The following is a 16,983-nucleotide window of genomic DNA, read 5'->3' as shown; positions in this document are numbered from 1 at the left end:
GCGGATCGGCAGATAGACATAACGGCTGCCCCATCACGATATGTCGGTCACGCGTTCCGATGATCGGAAGTCCCGGAGGCCGGGATCAGCCGCCGGATCCACTCGCTCGCCGCTGGTCCCGGCCAGTGAGACGAGGCCCCAGCGGTAATTCACGCTCCCCTAGCGTCGGGCGTCGACACTGACCCTGGAAAGGACGGGACTCATCGTGACGATCAATCAGTCCGACAACGACGAAGTTCGCGAGATCCAAGCTGGAACCGCGCCTACTCGCTTTGCACGTGGATGGCACTGCATTGGGCTCACGGAGTCCTTCAAGGACGGCCAGCCGCACTCCATCGAGGCGTTCGGCACCAAGCTCGTCGTCTTCGCCGACAGTGAAGGCAACGTCAAGATCCTCGACGCGTACTGCCGTCACATGGGTGGCGACCTGAGCCAGGGCACCATCAAGGGCGACGCCATTGCCTGTCCGTTCCACGATTGGCGCTGGGGCGGCAACGGCAAGTGCCAAAAGATTCCCTATGCACGCCGCGTTCCCCCGCTGGCCAAGACGCGCGCATGGCAGACCCTCGACCAGGACGGCATGCTCTTCGTCTGGCACGACCCCGAGGGCAACCCGCCGACCGACGACGTAGCCATCCCCCGTATCGAAGGCGCGCTCAGCGACGAGTGGAGCGACTGGGTCTGGTACACCACGACCGTCGACACCAACTGTCGTGAAATCGTCGACAACATCGTCGACATGGCGCACTTCTTCTACGTGCACTACTCCTTCCCGACGTACTTCAAGAACGTCTTCGAAGGCCACGCCGCAACGCAGTACATGCGCGGCGTCGCTCGCTCCGATATGCGTCCCCACGCAGCAGGCACCCCGAAGATGGTCGGCAGCAACTCGGTTGCGACATACTTCGGCCCCTCCTTCATGGTCGACGACCTGACCTACGAGTACGAGGACTACAACGTCGACTCTGTGCTCATCAACTGCCACTACCCGGTCAGCGCTGACAAGTTCGTGCTCCAGTACGGCATCATCGTCAAGAAGTCCGATCGCTTCCAGGGTGAAGCCGCCGACGCGATGGCCGCGAACTTCGGTACGTTCATCGCCAAGGGCTTCGAGCAGGACGTCGAGATCTGGAAGAACAAGACTCGCATCGAGAACCCGCTCCTGTGCGAAGAAGACGGCCCGGTCTACCAGCTCCGTCGCTGGTACGAACAGTTCTACGTCGACGTCGCTGACATTGCTCCCGAGATGACCGAGCGCTTCGAATTCGAACTCGACACCGCGCGACCCGTCGCCGCCTGGCAGAAGGAAGTCGAAGACAACCTCGCTGCGAAGAAGGCAGACGAAGATGCAGCCTCTTCAGTGCGCTGAGTGCAAGGCGCAGGTCCTGGTCCAGAAGAACAGTTGGGAACACACCACCGTTCAGTGGAGTGACCAGGCCCGCGCCCAGTGCCTCGAAATCGCCGACGACCGTGAATTCGGGCAACGTGAGGGACGACCCGGTGCTCCCCGCAAGGAGTGCGGCGCCTTGATCGCGTCCATCGTGAACGCTGCAACGGCCGGCAAGCTCGAGATTCTCAACGACGAGCCGGTGCCTCAGCCGATCGTCGACGACAGCGAACCAGTACCCGCTCCGTTTCACTAGCCGAGCCAACATCTTTCGAAGAAGGTAGTAATGATCGATCCCCAGTACTACGGCCCGTGGGCAGTCATCGCCGGCGGTTCCGAAGGTGTCGGCGCAGGGTTCGCCGACGAGCTCAGCAAGATCGGCATCAACCTCGTTCTCATCGCCCGCAAGCCGGGGCCGCTCGAGGAGACTGCGGCCAAGGCACGCGCCAACGGCGTCGAAGTACGCACTCTCGCACTGGATCTATTGGTTCCCGACGCGCTCGACCAGATCAAGGCTGTCACCGACGACGTCGAGGTCGGCCTGCTCATCTTCAACGCCGGCGCCAACAGCTACGGCCACGAGTTCGTGACCGGTGATCTGAAGGGATTTGCCGGAGTCATCGAGCTGAACATCAACAAGCAGCTCGAACTCTCGCACCACTTCGGCGGTTTGATGAAGGATCGCGGACGAGGCGGCATCATGCTGCTCGGTTCGCTGGCCGGATTCATGGGCTCCGAGCACCAGAGCATCTACGCGGCCTCGAAAGCTTTCGGTCGCATCTTCGCCGAAAGCCTGTGGCTCGAACTTCAGCCGTACGGCGTTCACGTCGTCGAGTTCATCCTCGGTGTCACTCGCACGCCGGCCATGATTCGCGCGGGATTGAACTTCGACATCCCGGGCATGAACGTCGCAGAGCCCGAGGATGTTGCACGCGAAGGCCTCGAACACCTTGCCGACGGCCCGATCTGGGTTGCTGCAGGAAACTACGAAGGCGCCAAGAAGCGCAGCGGCTTCCCCCGAGACAAGATGGTCAAGGGCGCTGCCGAAGCGATGCGCAAGCTGCTGAACCGCTGACTTCTGCTGTGCGCCTTTATTAACCCCCCGACGTTAAGAAAGGCGCACAGCATGGGCGTCGACATCACCACTCTTCTCGACGAACGCGAGATCACCCGCTCCATTTTCGAGTTCGCCCGAGCCATGGACGCGCGGGACTGGGATGAACTCCACCGGATCATGACTCCGGACGCTACGGCAGAACTGGGAACCGGAACTCTTCGTGGACCTGCCGAGGTAGTGGCTTCCATCCGCTCGTTCCTCGACGAGTGCGGTCCCACCCAACATCTGATCGGCAACGTGCTGGTCGAGGTGGTCGGTGATATTGCCACCAGCCGCTCCTATGTCAGCGACATGCATGTGGGCACCGGAAGCAAAGCTCACCTGAACTTCTTCACCCTCGGCGACTACCACGATTCTTGGACCCGAATCGACGGAAGGTGGCGAATGACGCACCGCACCAAGCATTCACACGCCAGTCAGGGATCCATCGAGGTTCTGGGCGCCGGCCCCAGCGGTTGGCGGAGCTGACTCAGCTCAACATCGACGAACGGCCGGTCGCGAGTGGACTCTTGCTGGTGAGTCCACCGTCGACCACCAAGGTCTGCCCCGTCATGTAGCGAGATTCGTCCGAGGCCAGGTAGAGCATGGCGTGTGCGATGTCTTCGGGCTCACCGAGGTAGGGCAGCGCGTTTGCCTGCTTCATGCCGTCGATGACATCAGCGGGGATGTTGTCCACGAGTGCGGGTGTCATGATCGCGCCCGGCGCTACGGCGTTGCACCGAACACCGTTTGCTCCGTACTGGACTGCGATGTACTGCGTCAGACGAATAACTGCCGCTTTGGCGGATCCGTAGGCAGACTGCAGGGAATCCCCGATCAATCCACCTACCGAGGCCGTGTTGACGATCGATCCTCCACCGGCACTGTTCATGTGCGGAATGGCAAGTCGTGAAGCGACGACAGTGCTGCGGACGTTGAGCGACATCACGCGATCCCACTCGTCCAGGTCCATCCGGAGCAGGTCGAGATCCTTGCGCGGATTACTACCGCCCACGTGATTGCACAAGACGTTGATGCCACCGAATTCGGCGACCGCCCTTTCGATCATCGCTGCCAGGGACTCCTCGTTCATGACATCGACGCCGAAACCCAGCGCAGTGCCGCCGGTCTCGCGGATCGCCGCCGCTGCTTCCTCCGCTCGAGCTGGATCGAGGTCGGCGACCAGCACCTTGGCGCCTTCTGCCGCCATGAGTTGTGCTGCTGCACGCCCGATTCCGCTGGCGGCGCCGGTGATCACTACATTTTTGCCTTCGAGCCTGTTCATATTCATTCCCTTCGCGGGGAATCGCCGTACCCGGATCTCATGTGCCCGAAATTGACAGCTCGGCGATTACCCGATCACTACCAGTGAACGCAGGATCGACAGCCGCGTCCAACTTTCTTGAATGAACTCACAAGTACGTGACCACGGCCCGCGCACCTGCTACACCGCCGAAATCGAGTGGCGACGGAAGACACCATTGTGCTGAAGTGGCACTATGCAGAATTCTGTTCGACCGCTGTCCATCGACGACCTCGACCGTGCCGCCGAGGTTCTCGGCGAGGCTTTTGCCGACTATCCCTGGACGAACTGGTGCGTCGCCGAAGACTCTCACGTGGAACGGGTCGCCGCTCTGCAACGGATCTACCTCGAACACCTGGCACTACCGTTCGGACGTTCATACATCGATGATTCAGGCAACGGCGTCATCGCAGTCCTGCCGCCCGACGCCCCGGAGCCTGATGAAGCGACTGTCGAGAAGATCGTGGAACTGCACGGAGATCGGTTCGAGCGCGTTCTCCAGGCTGACGAACAACTGTCTGCGCTTCCCGCCCTCGAGCACGCGTGGTCGTTGGCAACGATCGGTACGACACCGCGTTCGCAGGGCAGTGGATTGGGCTCTGCACTACTGAAACATGCCTTGGCGGAACTGGATCGAACCGAACAGGCTTGCTGGCTCGACACGTCGACCGAACGAAATCTCCCGCTGTACCAACGGTTCGGTTTCACGATCGTCGGCCAGACCTCGCTCCCCGACGGACCGGGCGTATGGCGGATGCATCGACTTCAGGGCTGATTGTTCGACTTCAGCACTCGCCGAATCATTTTCGACAACGACGCGTATTGGGTGATCGTGTTGACGGCAATCCACCTCGAGACCGGCCACGTCCGGGTCCACGAGAAAACCCCGACCGACAGCAGTTGATCGTCTTCGAGAGTTCCCACGTATCGACGCAGCGCTGCGACAGCCGCGCGCAAACGATCCCGAAGCTCTCGAACCGAGGTACCTGCACTCGCCTCGACCACCGACTGGTTCAGCGCGGGTGTTTGCGTCCACTTGTAACCCGCAGCCGGCGTCTGCGGTGTCTCGTCTCGCAGTCCGGCACCTATCCACTCTACGACGGCCTCTGCCCACCAGACACGCACAGCGAGTACGTCGTGCACCGTCCACGCATCGACGGCAACGGCGTCGAACGCATCGGCCTCGGCGACGCCGTCGAGTAACGCGTCGAGTTTCGAATACGCCGAGTCCAGCGCACTCGCCAGTTCCTCACGTGACAAGGTCTGCGCCACAATGCCTCCGAACGATCAGTAGAGAAAGAAGAAGCGGGACCATCTCGACTCGATGGCCCCGCATTCAACATTAACGTCCTACGAGTTTCAGTTCAGCTCGCCCAGGAACCTTTCGAGGTTCTCGGCGATCTCCTTCGACTTGGTGTGGTGTAGGTAGTGGTCTCCGTCCAGCAAGACCAGTTCACCATGATCGACCGATGCTGCCTGTTCTTCGTGCAGCTCTGTCCAGCCCTGGACCTTGGAATTCTGTACAGCGAACAACAGAATCGGGAGATCGGCAGGGAACGTCTTGCCGATCGCCGCGGCGAAGTTGCTGGAAAGGTGATCCATTTCGTTGAGATACGTGTCGCTGAAGTTGTTCTTCGCGACGAGTCGGCTCATCTCTGCCTTCTCGGCTTCATCGAGGTAGGCATCGGTTTCCTCACTGCCACCGAGTTTCGCCAGAACGTCGGAGAAGCCCAATTTCTTTGCAACGCGGAAGACTTCGATCGGGAACTTGGTGTCCATGTTCGGCTGCCCCGGGACGCTGCTGTCGATGCCCACGAAAGCGGTGACCTCATCGCCGTACTTCGCGGTGTAGTCCAAGGCATAAACACCTGTGATGGAGTGACCCATGAGGATGTATTCGTCAATCCCCAAGGCCTGCACAGCCTCGTGTATCTCTTCGACGATGTTCTCAGCCGTGCGGTCCTTGTCGGTTGCGTCGCTGTATCCGTAGCCGAAGGGCTCGATCGTGACAACGCGGTAGTCAGGTGCAAGCTCGTCGATGAGTGATTTGAAGTCGAGGATCGGTGCGGACGTTCCGAACCCGGGCAGCAGCACGATGGTCCGATCACCGCTGCCGCGAATCGAGTAGCTCATGTTCTTGCCGTCGACGGACACGAACTGGTTGCCCGTTTCCGCGGTAGGAACGTTCGCCTTGCTGGAGCCGACGTTGAATACGAGCGCTATCGATACCAGCACAACCAGAACTACGGACACCGAAGCAACCACCTTCAGTGCAACGGTACGAATCTTCTTCATTCTCATCCTCATCTTCTCGGGCGTCGATACGGCTAGGAAAGGCTCGATATCGAGGCCGCACTGGTCTCGTCGAGCACACGCAACACGTTGTTGCCCATCAGCTTTGCCAAGTCCTCCGCGGACCAACCGCGTTCCGCCAGACGGTCTATCAACACCGCGAAACCGGATACGTCCTGCATACCGTCCGGAAAGTCGTCGAACCCATCGTAGTCACTTCCCAAACCGATGTGGTCGATGCCCGCGACGTCTCGGGCATGCTCGACGTGATCGGCCAGATGGTCCACCGTCATCGCCGGCCGTGGGCCGACCCGCCCGCCTTTGAACCACTCGTTGTACTCGGAAGAAAGGAACATGGGCACAAAGGCGATCATGATGACCCCGCCGTTGTCCGCGAGCAGCCTCATGACCTCGTCGGGAACATTGCGGGGGTGACCGCATAGCTGAGTGCAGGACGAATGGCTGAAGATCACCGGCGCCGACGACGTCTCGATGGCATCTCTCATCGTTTCCACCGAGACGTGCGACAGGTCGACGAGCACGCCGAGCCGGTTCATTTCGCGCACGATCTCGCGACCGAAGTCGGTCAGCCCGCCGTGTACGCGCGTGTCCGTCGCGGAGTCCGCCCACCCGGTGTTGTCGTTGTGCGTCAGAGTCATGTACCGAAGACCAAGGCGCGCCATCATTCTCAGAACGCCGAGCGAACTGCCGATGCTGTGACCGCCCTCCGCACCCAACAATGACGCGACCTTGCCCTCGCTCCAGATGCGACGCACATCGTCACCGGTGCGCGCGAATTCGAAAGTATCCGGGTACCGCTCGATCATCCGGTATACATAGTCGATCTGTTCGAGTGTGTACTGAACAGCCTCGGCCTCCGTCCTGTCACACGGGGTGTAAACCGACCAGAACTGCGCACCGACGCCACCGCGACCGAGTTTGTCGATGTCGGTTTGGAATATGGAATCCTTCTCCAGATTTTCCACCGAGTATGCGGCAGTTTCGCGAGCCGTCCATGCCAGATCGTTGTGACCGTCGATGACCGGCGCAAGGCCGTAAGCATCCAGTGCCGCTGGGTGATTCACGTCCGGAAAAGGAGCGAGAGGTTTCAACATGAGTTTTCCTCGAGAAAGTAGTGCGGGCAGGTCGAGGGCCCTCATCGCCCTCGACCTGCCCGAGAATTCATTCAGCGGAGAGAATCATCTCGCCGCGGCTAGTCGGAAATCTTCTTGAAAAGCCGTGTCATGTACAGATATTCCTCGCCATCGATCGTGAGGTGAGCCATCTCGCCAGAAGCGCTCTCGTTACTGATCGAGAACCGGGAAGCAGACAGAGGCACGACCTTGGTGGGCGGGGCCGGCGGCTCGCCGTCGATCTCGACCTTGGCGAAGTTCTGAGCCTGGAATCCGCCGTCGTCGCCACGCGTGAGTTCGATTCGAACGGTTGTCGATTCATAGGTCCCGAGAATGTGAGACAGATCGATGTCTGCTGCATCCGGTTCGGACTTCGGCTCCGGCAGAACGAGATCGAGCTCCTGAGCGATCTCCTTCTCGATGTCGTGAGCCAGGGCACCGCCACCACGCGAGTTGGTGACAACTGCCATGGCCAGGCCGAGTTCGGGGAAGGTGTGAAAACGAGTGATCTGGCCGATCGTCGCACCACCGTGCTGCGCGGACGTCACACCGCCCCAGTCGGACAGGATCCAGCCGAGCCCCCAGGCCTGATCGACGCTCGAAACCGCGGTCAGGTCGAACTGTGGGGTGCGCATCAGACGCGCGGATTCTTCGGACAGGATGCGTTCACCCGTCAACGCGAGGCCGTCACGCATGTGTGCAGCACCGAAGGTCAGAAGCGAGCTGACGGATCCGGTGATGATCCCGGCCGGACCGATACCGCGCGGAAGCAGCCACTGCTTGGTCGGAACCACCTTGTCCGGCGACGTCCGATCCGGGTTCGCCACATGACCGACGGCGGTGCGGAACAGCGGGGCATCCTTGGCCTTGGTGATGATGTGCGTCAATCCGAGTGGCTTCCAGAGGTATTCGACCAACGCCTCGTCCCACGTCATCTCACGAAGAACCTCGACGATACGGCCGGCAACGGCGAAACCTGCATTGCTGTAACTCAGATGCCCGCCGGGCTCGGTGACGCTGATCGCGGTCGCGAGTTCGTCGACGTACTTCTCGACGCAGTCGTCGCCGTCGCCGGTGTCGTTGAACAGGTCTCCGTCGATACCGCTTGTGTGCGTGAGCAACTGGCGGATCGTGATTTCCTTCGTGTTGGAAGGATCCGCGATCGTGAACTCCGGAAGCACCTCCACCACCAGGGTGTCCAGCGTCAGCTTGCCCTCGTCGACGAGCTGCATGATCAGAGTCGTCGTCCAGATCTTGCTCGCGGATCCGTACTGGAACAGGGTGTCTGCGTCGACGTCGACACGCGTGTTCAGGCTCGTCACTCCGGTGGTGATGACACGGATATCCGCTGCACCGTCTTCGCCCAGCGCGATCACACCGACCTGCGCGCCAGGTACCGAATGCTTGGCTGCCAGTTCGTCGAGGCGTTCCTGCCACTTCGGGGCGACAAGTAGGTCCTTGGGCAAGTCGGTCACAGGTCGAACTCCTTCGATCATGGAAGCCAGTGGCGTAGACAGCGTTGCTGCGATCCGCTCAGGTCTCACTCGTCGGGAAGTGAGGTTGCGGAAGCAATAACCGTCCACCCATGATCTCAGTGTGCTCGCAGTCACGTCCTGGTCGATTGCACCGAACTCGACCCCGAAAATGGTGCGATCGGACGAGCCTGCGTTCAGGACTCGCCACTCGAAACGATCAGCGCTCGAAGGTTCCTTCCAAGCGATTGCGTGAACCGGGGTGGATCAAGCGCGCCGCACTGACCAACCCGTTGGCCGACCAGGTGCGGCGGCGAATCAGCAGACACGGTTCCCCTCGATCGATGCGGAGCAGCTCGCATTCGTCCGGGCTACCTAACACTGCTTCCACGACATGCTCGCCGCGAACCAGAGGCGCAACGTCACTCAAGTAGTTGTTGGGGGTGATCGCGGTGAAGTCCTGGCGCAGATAGTCGGGCGCCTCGTTCGGATTCACGAACCGGTCTTCCACCTGAATCGGGGTTTCGTCCTCGAAGTGCACCATCAGCGAATGGAACACCCGTTTGCCCACCGATTCACGAAGGAACGTCTGCCCGTGGTCGGTTTCTTCCTCACGAACGAAGACGACCTCGGTTCGATGACGGTGGCCGCGGCGCTGAATCTCGTCGGCGATGTTCTTTACTTCGAACAGCGGGGACGCGGTCTTCGTGGCGGCGACAAAAGTACCGACCCCCATCATCCGCACGATCAGACCGTCGCTGGTGAGTTCACGAAGCGCTCGGTTGATCGTCATACGTGACAACCCAAGTGCACTGACCAGTTGATTTTCCGAAGGCAGCTGATCGCCTTCGGTCCACCGACCCGAATTGATCTGCGAGACCACGAGGTTCTTCACCCGTTCGTAGGCAGGGGCGGACTCGCCGCCTGCCTCGTTGAACAGCACGGCGAGTTCTGCGTCCACTTCAGCAATCGCCATCGCCACCACCCGTTCGTCGAAAACCACCGAGTCGGTTCTCCCGTTCGGCCTTCGAAGTCTATCCGTCTCGCGCACCTTTCCGATCAATCCGCGGGCGTCCGCGCCGGGCCTAGCCCACCATGCGCCGCAATTGGCTCGTCGCAACCGAAAGCGCAGCAAGATCGTGTTGCCCCGATGCCTCGATCTCGGCGAGCGCGAGAGTCGACCTCTCGATTCTCGACGCATTCCTTTCTTCCCACCTGGAGAGTTTTTCCGCTGTCGAGTCACCCGCTTCCGCGTCGGCCAAGACGTCGAGGGTCAAGGCCCGCACCGTCGAGTACAACTCGTCCCGCAGCGACAACCTCGCCAATGCGTTCCATTTTCCGTCCTTGCTCAATGCCGACACTCGATTGAGCATCGGGACGAGCCCAACATGCTCACCGAGCCGGAAGTAGAGTTCACCGGTCTCCGAGATTGCGCGATCGGCGAGGTCAGCGATCTCCACCACATCGAGCAGTCCGAACTGATCGAGCAATATCTCCACTCGCCTGACCAGGTTCTCCGGCGCGCCCTTGTCCGTGATGAGGACCGTTCGCGCAGCCAGGTTCCGCTGATCTGCGCCTACCAGCCAGTCATCGAGCTCGGTCGACGCCTCCGCGATGCGATCACCGAATCTGCTGATCTCGGCCCCGACGGCCAGCGGTTGCGGCCGACGCGTCAGCATCCACCGTGACGCCCGGTCGAGCAGTCGCCTGGTGAGCAGGATCAACTCGTCGGATACGGCGGTCGAGATCGAGGCTTTGCTGATGTCGTGCCACAACTTCCACAGTCCGAACACCTCGGAAACCACGGTGAAGGCACGTACCGCGTCTTCCGGATCAGCGCCGACCTCTTCACCGAGCCGATACGCATAGGTGATGCCGCCCCGATCGATGACGTTGTTCGTCAGCACGGTCGCGACGATCTCGCGCCGCAATGGGTGCCGGTCGAGGGCGTCGCCCCCTGCATCTCGAACGCCCTCCGGAAAGTAGTTCACCAGCGCCTTGCGGTAGATCTGGTTGTCGATCGAGCTTCCCGCCAACAGCGTGGACTTCAGATCGAGTTTGACGTGGGCCATCAGTGTGGCGAGTTCCGGCGACGTCAGCCCCGTTCCCGTCTTCTCGGCCGCGGCGAACTGCTTCTTGGTCGGAAACCCTTCGATGACGCGGTCGACGATTCCGCGAGATTCGAGGTTCGAAATCACTCTGCCGTGCACGCCGATCATTGCCCCCGCATCCGCACGCGTGGTGCCCATCAGTTCGTTCTGTGAACGGTTGTCTGCAAGAACGAGTTCGGCGACCTGATCGGTCAACGATTCGAGCAGTGCGTCGCGATGTGAGTCCGCGACGACGCCTGAGCTGATCAGGGAGTCGAGAAGGATCTTGATGTTCACCTCGTGATCGGAGCAATCGACTCCCGCGGAATTGTCGAGGGCGTCTGTATTGATCCGTCCGCCGATACGCGCGTATTCGATTCGTCCTGCTTGGGTGAGGCCGAGGTTGCCTCCTTCACCGATCACACGTGCACGCACTTCGTTGCCGTTCACCCGAACCGCGTCATTACTCTTGTCGCCGACTTCGAGGTCGGACTCACCGGAGGCCTTGACGTACGTTCCGATGCCGCCGTTCCACAAGAGATCTGCCGGGGACCGCAGAATCGCCCGAACCAGTTGCGGTGGAGTCAGTTCGGTGACGTCGGCGTCGAGACCCAGTGCCTGTCGCATCTCGTCACTGATCGGAACGCGCTTCGCCGAGCGTTCCCACACTCCGCCACCCGCACTGATCAAGGTCGGGTCGTAGTCGGCCCACGACGATCGTGGGAGCGAGAAGAGACGTGATCGCTCGTCGTACGAGCGCTCAGGTGACGGGTTCGGGTCGACGAACACGTGCCGATGATCGAACGCCGCGATGAGACGAATGTGCTTGCTGCACAACATACCGTTGCCGAAGACGTCACCACTCATGTCTCCGATCCCCACCGCGGTGAAGTCGTCGTGCTGGGTATCGACGCCGAATTCCCGGAAGTGCCGCTTGACACTCTCCCAGGCGCCCTTCGCCGTGATACCCATGGCTTTGTGGTCGTAGCCGACCGATCCGCCGGATGCGAAGGCGTCGCCGAGCCAGAATCCGTACTGCGCGGCAACGTCGTTCGCGATGTCGGAAAACTTTGCAGTGCCCTTGTCCGCGGCGACAACAAGATAAGTGTCGTCCCCGTCGTGGCGAACGACCCTTCGCGCCGCGACAACGGCGCCGCTCTGTTTGTCGACGTTGTCGGTCAGATCGAGTAGTCCGCGAATGAAGGATCGGTAGCACTCGATCCCGGCCGCCAACGTGGCTTCTCGGTCCGCGTCTACACCCTGTCCTGGAACCGGCGGGCGTTTGACGACAAATCCGCCCTTCGCACCGACAGGCACGATGACCGCGTTCTTGACTGCCTGCGCCTTCACCAATCCCAGGACCTCGGTGCGGAAGTCCTCTTTCCGATCCGACCAGCGCAAGCCGCCGCGGGCAACCGTACCGAAGCGAAGGTGCACACCTGCTACATCGGGTGAGTACACGAATATCTCGAACTTCGGTCGAGGGAAGGGCAATACGGACAGCTTCTCCGAATCGAACTTCAACGAGAGTGCGCCGAGCGATTCGGTGCCATAAACGAAGTAGTTGGTACGCAACGTGTTACGGACCAGCTCGGACAACGCGCGCAGGATCCGATCGGCGTCGAGTCCTTGCACTTGTGCCACGGCTGTTTCCACCTCCGCTGCTGCACGCGCACCTCGATCTCCGTCTACGACGTCGGGATCGAAACGGCTCTCGAACAATTCGCACAGACCGGCGGCGATCTCGGGATGATCGGCAAGTACCTCGGCGACGCGACTGGTGCTGTACGGAAATCCTGCTTGCTGCAAGAACTCCGCGTATGCCCGCAGCACCACTACTTGTTTCCAACCGAGTCCGGCGATCGCGACAAGTTCGTTGAACGAGTCCGGCTCGGCGGAGCCGTTTCGAACCGCGGCAAACGTCGCCGCGAACCGCGCGGCAAAGTTGTCGAAGCCTTCGACCGGCGCACTCGGATAGTCGAGCGTGAACTCGTAGATCCAGGACTGTTCCGAGCCTGCCGAGACGAGCTCGTACGGACGCTCGTCGACCACGTCGACCCCCAGGCTCTGCAATACGGGCAGCACCTCGCCCAGCGAGAGCGGGTCACCCGATACGTACAGCCCGAGTCGGTGAGTACCGGGTCCGTCGACAGATCGGGCCAACCGTGGGCTCACCTCTCCGAGTTCGAGGCCGTCGAATACCGCCATGTCCTCGGCGGCGCGGACGGCGTCGAAATCCTGCTTGTATGCCACCGGAACTTGCTCGGCGAACTGAGCACGCCTGCGCTGCTCGTCGTAGTGCGAAGCATCCAGAACGAATCGCTCGTCCCACGTCAGGCACGCGTCGACGACGAGATCCCGAATCTCCCGCGCTTGTCGCGCCGATGCAAAGTTCGCGCCGCCGCCGACTGTGGCCGTGAAATGCACGACAGCCAAGGGAGATTCCGATACTCGACTGGAGAACTCGATGGTGCGGGCACCAAGCGCCTCGGCGAGTACCGACTCGGCCGTTGTTCTGATCGTCGTACTGAATTTCTCGCGCGGAACGAACAGCAAAGCCGACAGCTCCTGGTCTTGCCCCGTCGTCGGAGAGCATCCCACGGGTTGCAGGAACAGATGGAACGACGTGCGGCCGTCCACAGAAGTGAGTTCGTCCAGTGCGTCCGCAATTCGGGCCGGGTCGGCGGCAAAGAGGACTGTGATCGGAATCGACTGAATCACCGCCAGCATCGATTGTCCGACAAACGAATCCACGGTGGATCCGGAGGCGTCGAAGATGTCTGCGACGCGCCCTCGCACGAGGGGGGTCCGCCTGACGTCTGCGACAAGTCCGGTCGAGGTGAAGGACCCGATGAATCGGTATTCACGGTCACCGACTGACACGTCGATCTCTGTGGCGTATGCGGATCCACCGAACCCTTGCCCGAGGTACACCACTCCGATCGCGAGGGGCACCGCCTTCGAATCCGAAGAGCCGGTTGGATCGGGGAGCACGCCGAGGGTGTACGGCTCGTGCCTGTCGATTGTTCGCGCACCGCCGACGACACTGAAGTTTCCGGCACTGCACCACTGGAGGAAGTCAGCTTCTTCGGCGTGACCGCCCGAGGCCAGTTGCCCGCGCGCCTCGTCGACGAGATCCCGCAGGGGCGAGGTATCGCGGAAGGCACGCGCGATACGGTCGAGGATTCCGGCGACGTCATCAGCGATCACCTGTGCCTGCGCGTCCGAACAATGTGCGGGTAGTCCTATGTGGATCCATGATTCGGCACGCTCCCCGACCCGGGTGTCTTCAGTGCTGTGCGCCGGTTGCACGACTGTGCGAAGCACTGGGTGCACCACGAATTCCGGCTCCATGCGCGCGCGGGCAAGTGTCGCCAGAACCGCTTCGACGAGCTGCGGCATGTCGTCGCCGACGTATTGAATTGCCGGCCCGTCCCCCAGCTCCCCGGCCGGCGCGAGTCTCGAGATCGACGAGTTGTGTCCCCGTCGGCGCGAAAGATCCATGTGCGCGGCGACCATCGCAAGCTTGCGGTCTTCGGCGAGCGCCGCGTATCGATCAGCCGACAAGCCCTCGAAATACCTACTGCACACCCTCCTCACATTCTCGGAGTCCGGTGTCGTGTCGACTGAAACGAGGCTCATGTCAGCACCTTCCGCCGAAAGCCACGCTGCTTCCGACTTGTAGTGGGTTCGATCCGCGATCAACTTGTCTATACAGGTTTGGACAAGTTGATCATTGCAGAACGTGAGCCGCGACACAACAGCTCCACCCCTGGACAAATTCGCCACCCTCAGCCATAGTCAGTCATGCCAACTAGTGGCAATTAGATTCCATTAGATGAAATTCGTGAACTACCTCGCTTCGAAGGAGCCCCCGTGACCACCCAGACCGCGCACGACATCGACAGCGTTGATCTCGCTGAGTTCCGCAGCACCGTCCGAGCCTTCGCCAACGCCGAGATCCAACCCGGAGCAGCCGCACGCGACGAATCCAAAGAGTTCCCGGCGCAGCTGGTCAAGCGCCTCGGACAGCAGGACCTCATGGGCATTTCCGTGCCGGAGGAATTCGGCGGTCTGGGCCTGTCGACACGAACCCAACTGGTCGCCATCGAAGAAGTTGCACGCACCGACGCCGCACTGGCATCGATTTACACCGCGCACTACCTGGGCCTCGAGCCGATTCTCGTCGGCGGTTCCGAAGAGCAGAAGCACCGCTGGTTGCCCCAGCTCGCGTCGGGCGAACTGCTGGCCGGATTTGCACTCACCGAACCCGACGCCGGCTCCGACATCGCCTCGATGCGTACCGTCGCTCGACGCGAGGACGACGGCTGGCATCTCTCCGGATCCAAGACGTACATCTCCAACGCGAAGGAAGCCGACCTGGTCGTGCTCTTCGCCAAGACGGACCCGAGCGCAGGATTCCGCGGCATCACCGCCTTCGTCGTCCCCAAGGGCACTCCGGGAATCAGTTACTCGGAGCCGCAGGACAAGATGGGAATTCGTTCGGCTCCGACATATACCGTCTACCTCGACGACGTCGTGCTGCCGCTCGACTCGGTGATCGGCACCGAAGGTCGCGGCGGCAACATCGCCTTGACCGCCCTGAACCGTGCGCGCATCGACGTGGCGGCAATGGCGAACGGCATCGCTTTGCGCGCTTGGGAACTGGGACGCGAGTACGCAACGGAGCGAAAGCAGTTCGGCACGCCGATCTTCGACTTCCAGGCAATTCAGCTACTCCTCGGTGGCTGCGACGCGCAACTGGTCGCGTCACGCGTCACCGCAGACTGGGCCGCCGACGTCAAGGACGCCGGTCAGGACATCCGCCGCGCCGCATCGATTTCGAAGTACGTCGCCACCGAGGCCTGCTTCTCGATCGTCGATCAAACCGTGCAGATCCACGGCGGCGCGGGATTCATGCGCGAATCGGAAATCGAACGCCTGTACCGCGATTGCCGCATTCTCCGCATCTTCGAGGGCACCTCGCAGATCCAATTGCTCACCATTGCCGGCAACGCTCCGTCGCCGCGTTCCACCGATTTCTGAAAGGCGCGGACATGTCTGCACTTCCCCCACTCGACGGCATCCGGGTCATCGACCTCTCGCGCGTCCTCGCCGGACCCTACTGCACCGCACTGCTTTCGGACGCCGGTGCGGACGTCGTCAAGATCGAATCCGAACACGGTGAAGACTCTCGGCACCTCGGCCCGTTCCGCGACGGCGAGAGCATCTACTTCAACGTGCTCAATCGTGGCAAGCGTTCGGTGGCACTCAACCTCAAGGACGACGAGGACCGTGAGGCGCTGCTGACGCTCATCGAGACCGCCGACGTCGTCGTGGAAAACTTTCGCCCGGGCGTCACTAAGCGCCTGGGAATCGACTACGAGGCTGCGCGGGCTCGCAATCCGCGGATCGTGTACGCGTCCATCTCCGGTTTCGGACAGGACGGTCCCATGTCCGGCGCCGCCGCCTACGACCTTGTAGTCCAGGCTCTTTCGGGAATCATGAGCATCACCGGTTCGGAGGAATCCGGGCCGACACGGTTGGGTGAGTCGTTCGGAGACCTGGTCGCCGGGCTGTTCGCCGCCTGGGGAATCAGTACCGCCCTGCTGAGTGCACGGGCGACCGGACTCGGGCAGCACCTTGACGTCGCGATGTTCGACAGCATGCTCGCCATGCTGCCGACAGCACACAGCCAACTGCAATCCACCGGGCTCACTCCCCCACGCGTCGGTAACCGTCATCCGGTGTCAACACCATTCGACACCTATCGGGCCGACGACGGACTCTTTGTCCTCGCGGTTGCGAGCCAATCCGGCTTCGAGAAATTGGCGCAGACGATGAATCGCATCGACCTGATCGCAGATCCTCGATTTGCCGACGACACCGCCCGGACCGAGAACGAGCCGGCACTGCGCAAGGAGATCGAAAACTGGGCTGCAGGAAAGACCGTCGCCGACGTGGTCGGCATTCTCGGCGACGCGGGCCTCGCCGGCTCGGAGATCTGGGACGTCCAGCAGGCACTCACCTCCGCACAGGCCGAGTATCGCGGAGTCGTCGAATCGTTCGAGCACCCGGTAGCAGGAAAGATCTCCTACGTACGACAACCCGTCGTGTTCGGTGAGAGCCAACGCCCCGATGTCCGCCGCAGTCCCCTGCTGGACGAGCACCACGGTGAGGTACTGCCGGGCTCGCGATAGATTCAGCGCA

14 protein-coding genes are annotated in these 16,983 nt (G+C 61.4%); 7 read left to right on the top strand and 7 right to left on the bottom strand.

The window, feature by feature from the left end:
• The first annotated feature begins 205 nt into the window (after positions 1–205).
• The 4 genes from EEB12_RS19895 to EEB12_RS19880 are packed head-to-tail and all read left to right on the top strand — an operon-like array spanning position 206 to position 2,972.
• Positions 206–1,369, top strand: coding sequence for a Rieske 2Fe-2S domain-containing protein (locus tag EEB12_RS19895; protein ID WP_019745333.1), 1,164 nt, complete (start codon positions 206–208; stop codon positions 1,367–1,369).
• Entirely contained in the window at positions 1,347–1,643 is a 297-nt protein-coding gene (locus EEB12_RS19890) for a hypothetical protein (RefSeq protein WP_019745334.1), read from the top strand. Before EEB12_RS19895 ends, EEB12_RS19890 begins: the two co-directional genes overlap by 23 nt.
• Before the next feature lie 30 nt (positions 1,644–1,673).
• Positions 1,674–2,462: an SDR family NAD(P)-dependent oxidoreductase gene (locus EEB12_RS19885; RefSeq protein WP_020970821.1), complete on the top strand. Its 789-nt coding sequence runs from the start codon at positions 1,674–1,676 to the stop codon at positions 2,460–2,462.
• A gap of 51 nt (positions 2,463–2,513) precedes the next feature.
• Positions 2,514–2,972 carry a nuclear transport factor 2 family protein gene (locus tag EEB12_RS19880; protein ID WP_021331968.1) on the top strand — a complete coding sequence of 153 codons (459 nt, stop codon included), beginning with the start codon at positions 2,514–2,516 and terminating at the stop codon, positions 2,970–2,972.
• A gap of 1 nt (position 2,973) precedes the next feature.
• Here EEB12_RS19880 and EEB12_RS19875 read toward each other — a convergent pair whose 3' ends face one another.
• Entirely contained in the window at positions 2,974–3,768 is a 795-nt protein-coding gene (locus EEB12_RS19875) for an SDR family NAD(P)-dependent oxidoreductase (protein ID WP_019745337.1), read from the bottom strand.
• Positions 3,769–3,982: 214 nt separating this feature from the next.
• On the opposite strand from EEB12_RS19875, the gene EEB12_RS19870 reads away from it, so the two are divergent.
• Positions 3,983–4,561 carry a GNAT family N-acetyltransferase gene (locus EEB12_RS19870; protein WP_070386370.1) on the top strand — a complete coding sequence of 193 codons (579 nt, stop codon included), beginning with the start codon at positions 3,983–3,985 and terminating at the stop codon, positions 4,559–4,561.
• Here EEB12_RS19870 and EEB12_RS19865 read toward each other — a convergent pair.
• From EEB12_RS19865 to EEB12_RS19840, 6 genes are all read right to left on the bottom strand, one after another.
• Positions 4,552–5,058 (bottom strand): ClbS/DfsB family four-helix bundle protein, encoded by a 507-nt coding sequence (locus EEB12_RS19865; protein WP_019745339.1) that lies wholly within the window; start codon positions 5,056–5,058, stop codon positions 4,552–4,554. The two genes, EEB12_RS19870 and EEB12_RS19865, sit on opposite strands and share 10 nt — an antisense overlap.
• Before the next feature lie 87 nt (positions 5,059–5,145).
• Positions 5,146–6,081, bottom strand: a complete 936-nt coding sequence (locus tag EEB12_RS19860) for an alpha/beta fold hydrolase (RefSeq protein ID WP_029256278.1) — start codon at positions 6,079–6,081, stop codon at positions 5,146–5,148.
• Between the two features lie 32 nt (positions 6,082–6,113).
• Complete coding sequence (locus EEB12_RS19855) at positions 6,114–7,193, bottom strand: dipeptidase (protein ID WP_019745341.1); 1,080 nt, start codon at positions 7,191–7,193, stop codon at positions 6,114–6,116.
• 98 nt (positions 7,194–7,291) lie between these two features.
• On the bottom strand, positions 7,292–8,686 hold the full coding sequence (locus EEB12_RS19850) for a serine hydrolase domain-containing protein (protein ID WP_241896042.1): 1,395 nt from the start codon (positions 8,684–8,686) through the stop codon (positions 7,292–7,294).
• A gap of 217 nt (positions 8,687–8,903) precedes the next feature.
• Positions 8,904–9,659, bottom strand: coding sequence for a histidine utilization repressor (hutC, locus tag EEB12_RS19845; protein WP_024487384.1), 756 nt, complete (start codon positions 9,657–9,659; stop codon positions 8,904–8,906).
• 109 nt (positions 9,660–9,768) lie between these two features.
• Entirely contained in the window at positions 9,769–14,415 is a 4,647-nt protein-coding gene (locus EEB12_RS19840) for an NAD-glutamate dehydrogenase (RefSeq protein WP_020970829.1), read from the bottom strand.
• Between the two features lie 234 nt (positions 14,416–14,649).
• Between EEB12_RS19840 and EEB12_RS19835 the strand changes: the two genes are divergently transcribed.
• Positions 14,650–15,819: an acyl-CoA dehydrogenase family protein gene (locus EEB12_RS19835; RefSeq protein WP_019745344.1), complete on the top strand. Its 1,170-nt coding sequence runs from the start codon at positions 14,650–14,652 to the stop codon at positions 15,817–15,819.
• 11 nt (positions 15,820–15,830) lie between these two features.
• Positions 15,831–16,973: a CaiB/BaiF CoA transferase family protein gene (locus EEB12_RS19830; protein ID WP_029256282.1), complete on the top strand. Its 1,143-nt coding sequence runs from the start codon at positions 15,831–15,833 to the stop codon at positions 16,971–16,973.
• Positions 16,974–16,983 lie beyond the last annotated feature (10 nt).

The organism is Rhodococcus sp. WS1 (genome assembly GCF_003797745.1).
Classification (GTDB): Bacteria; Actinomycetota; Actinomycetes; order Mycobacteriales; family Mycobacteriaceae; genus Rhodococcus_F; species Rhodococcus_F erythropolis.
Note: the sequence above shows the minus strand (reverse complement) of the source record. Positions and strands in the feature narration are given on the sequence as shown.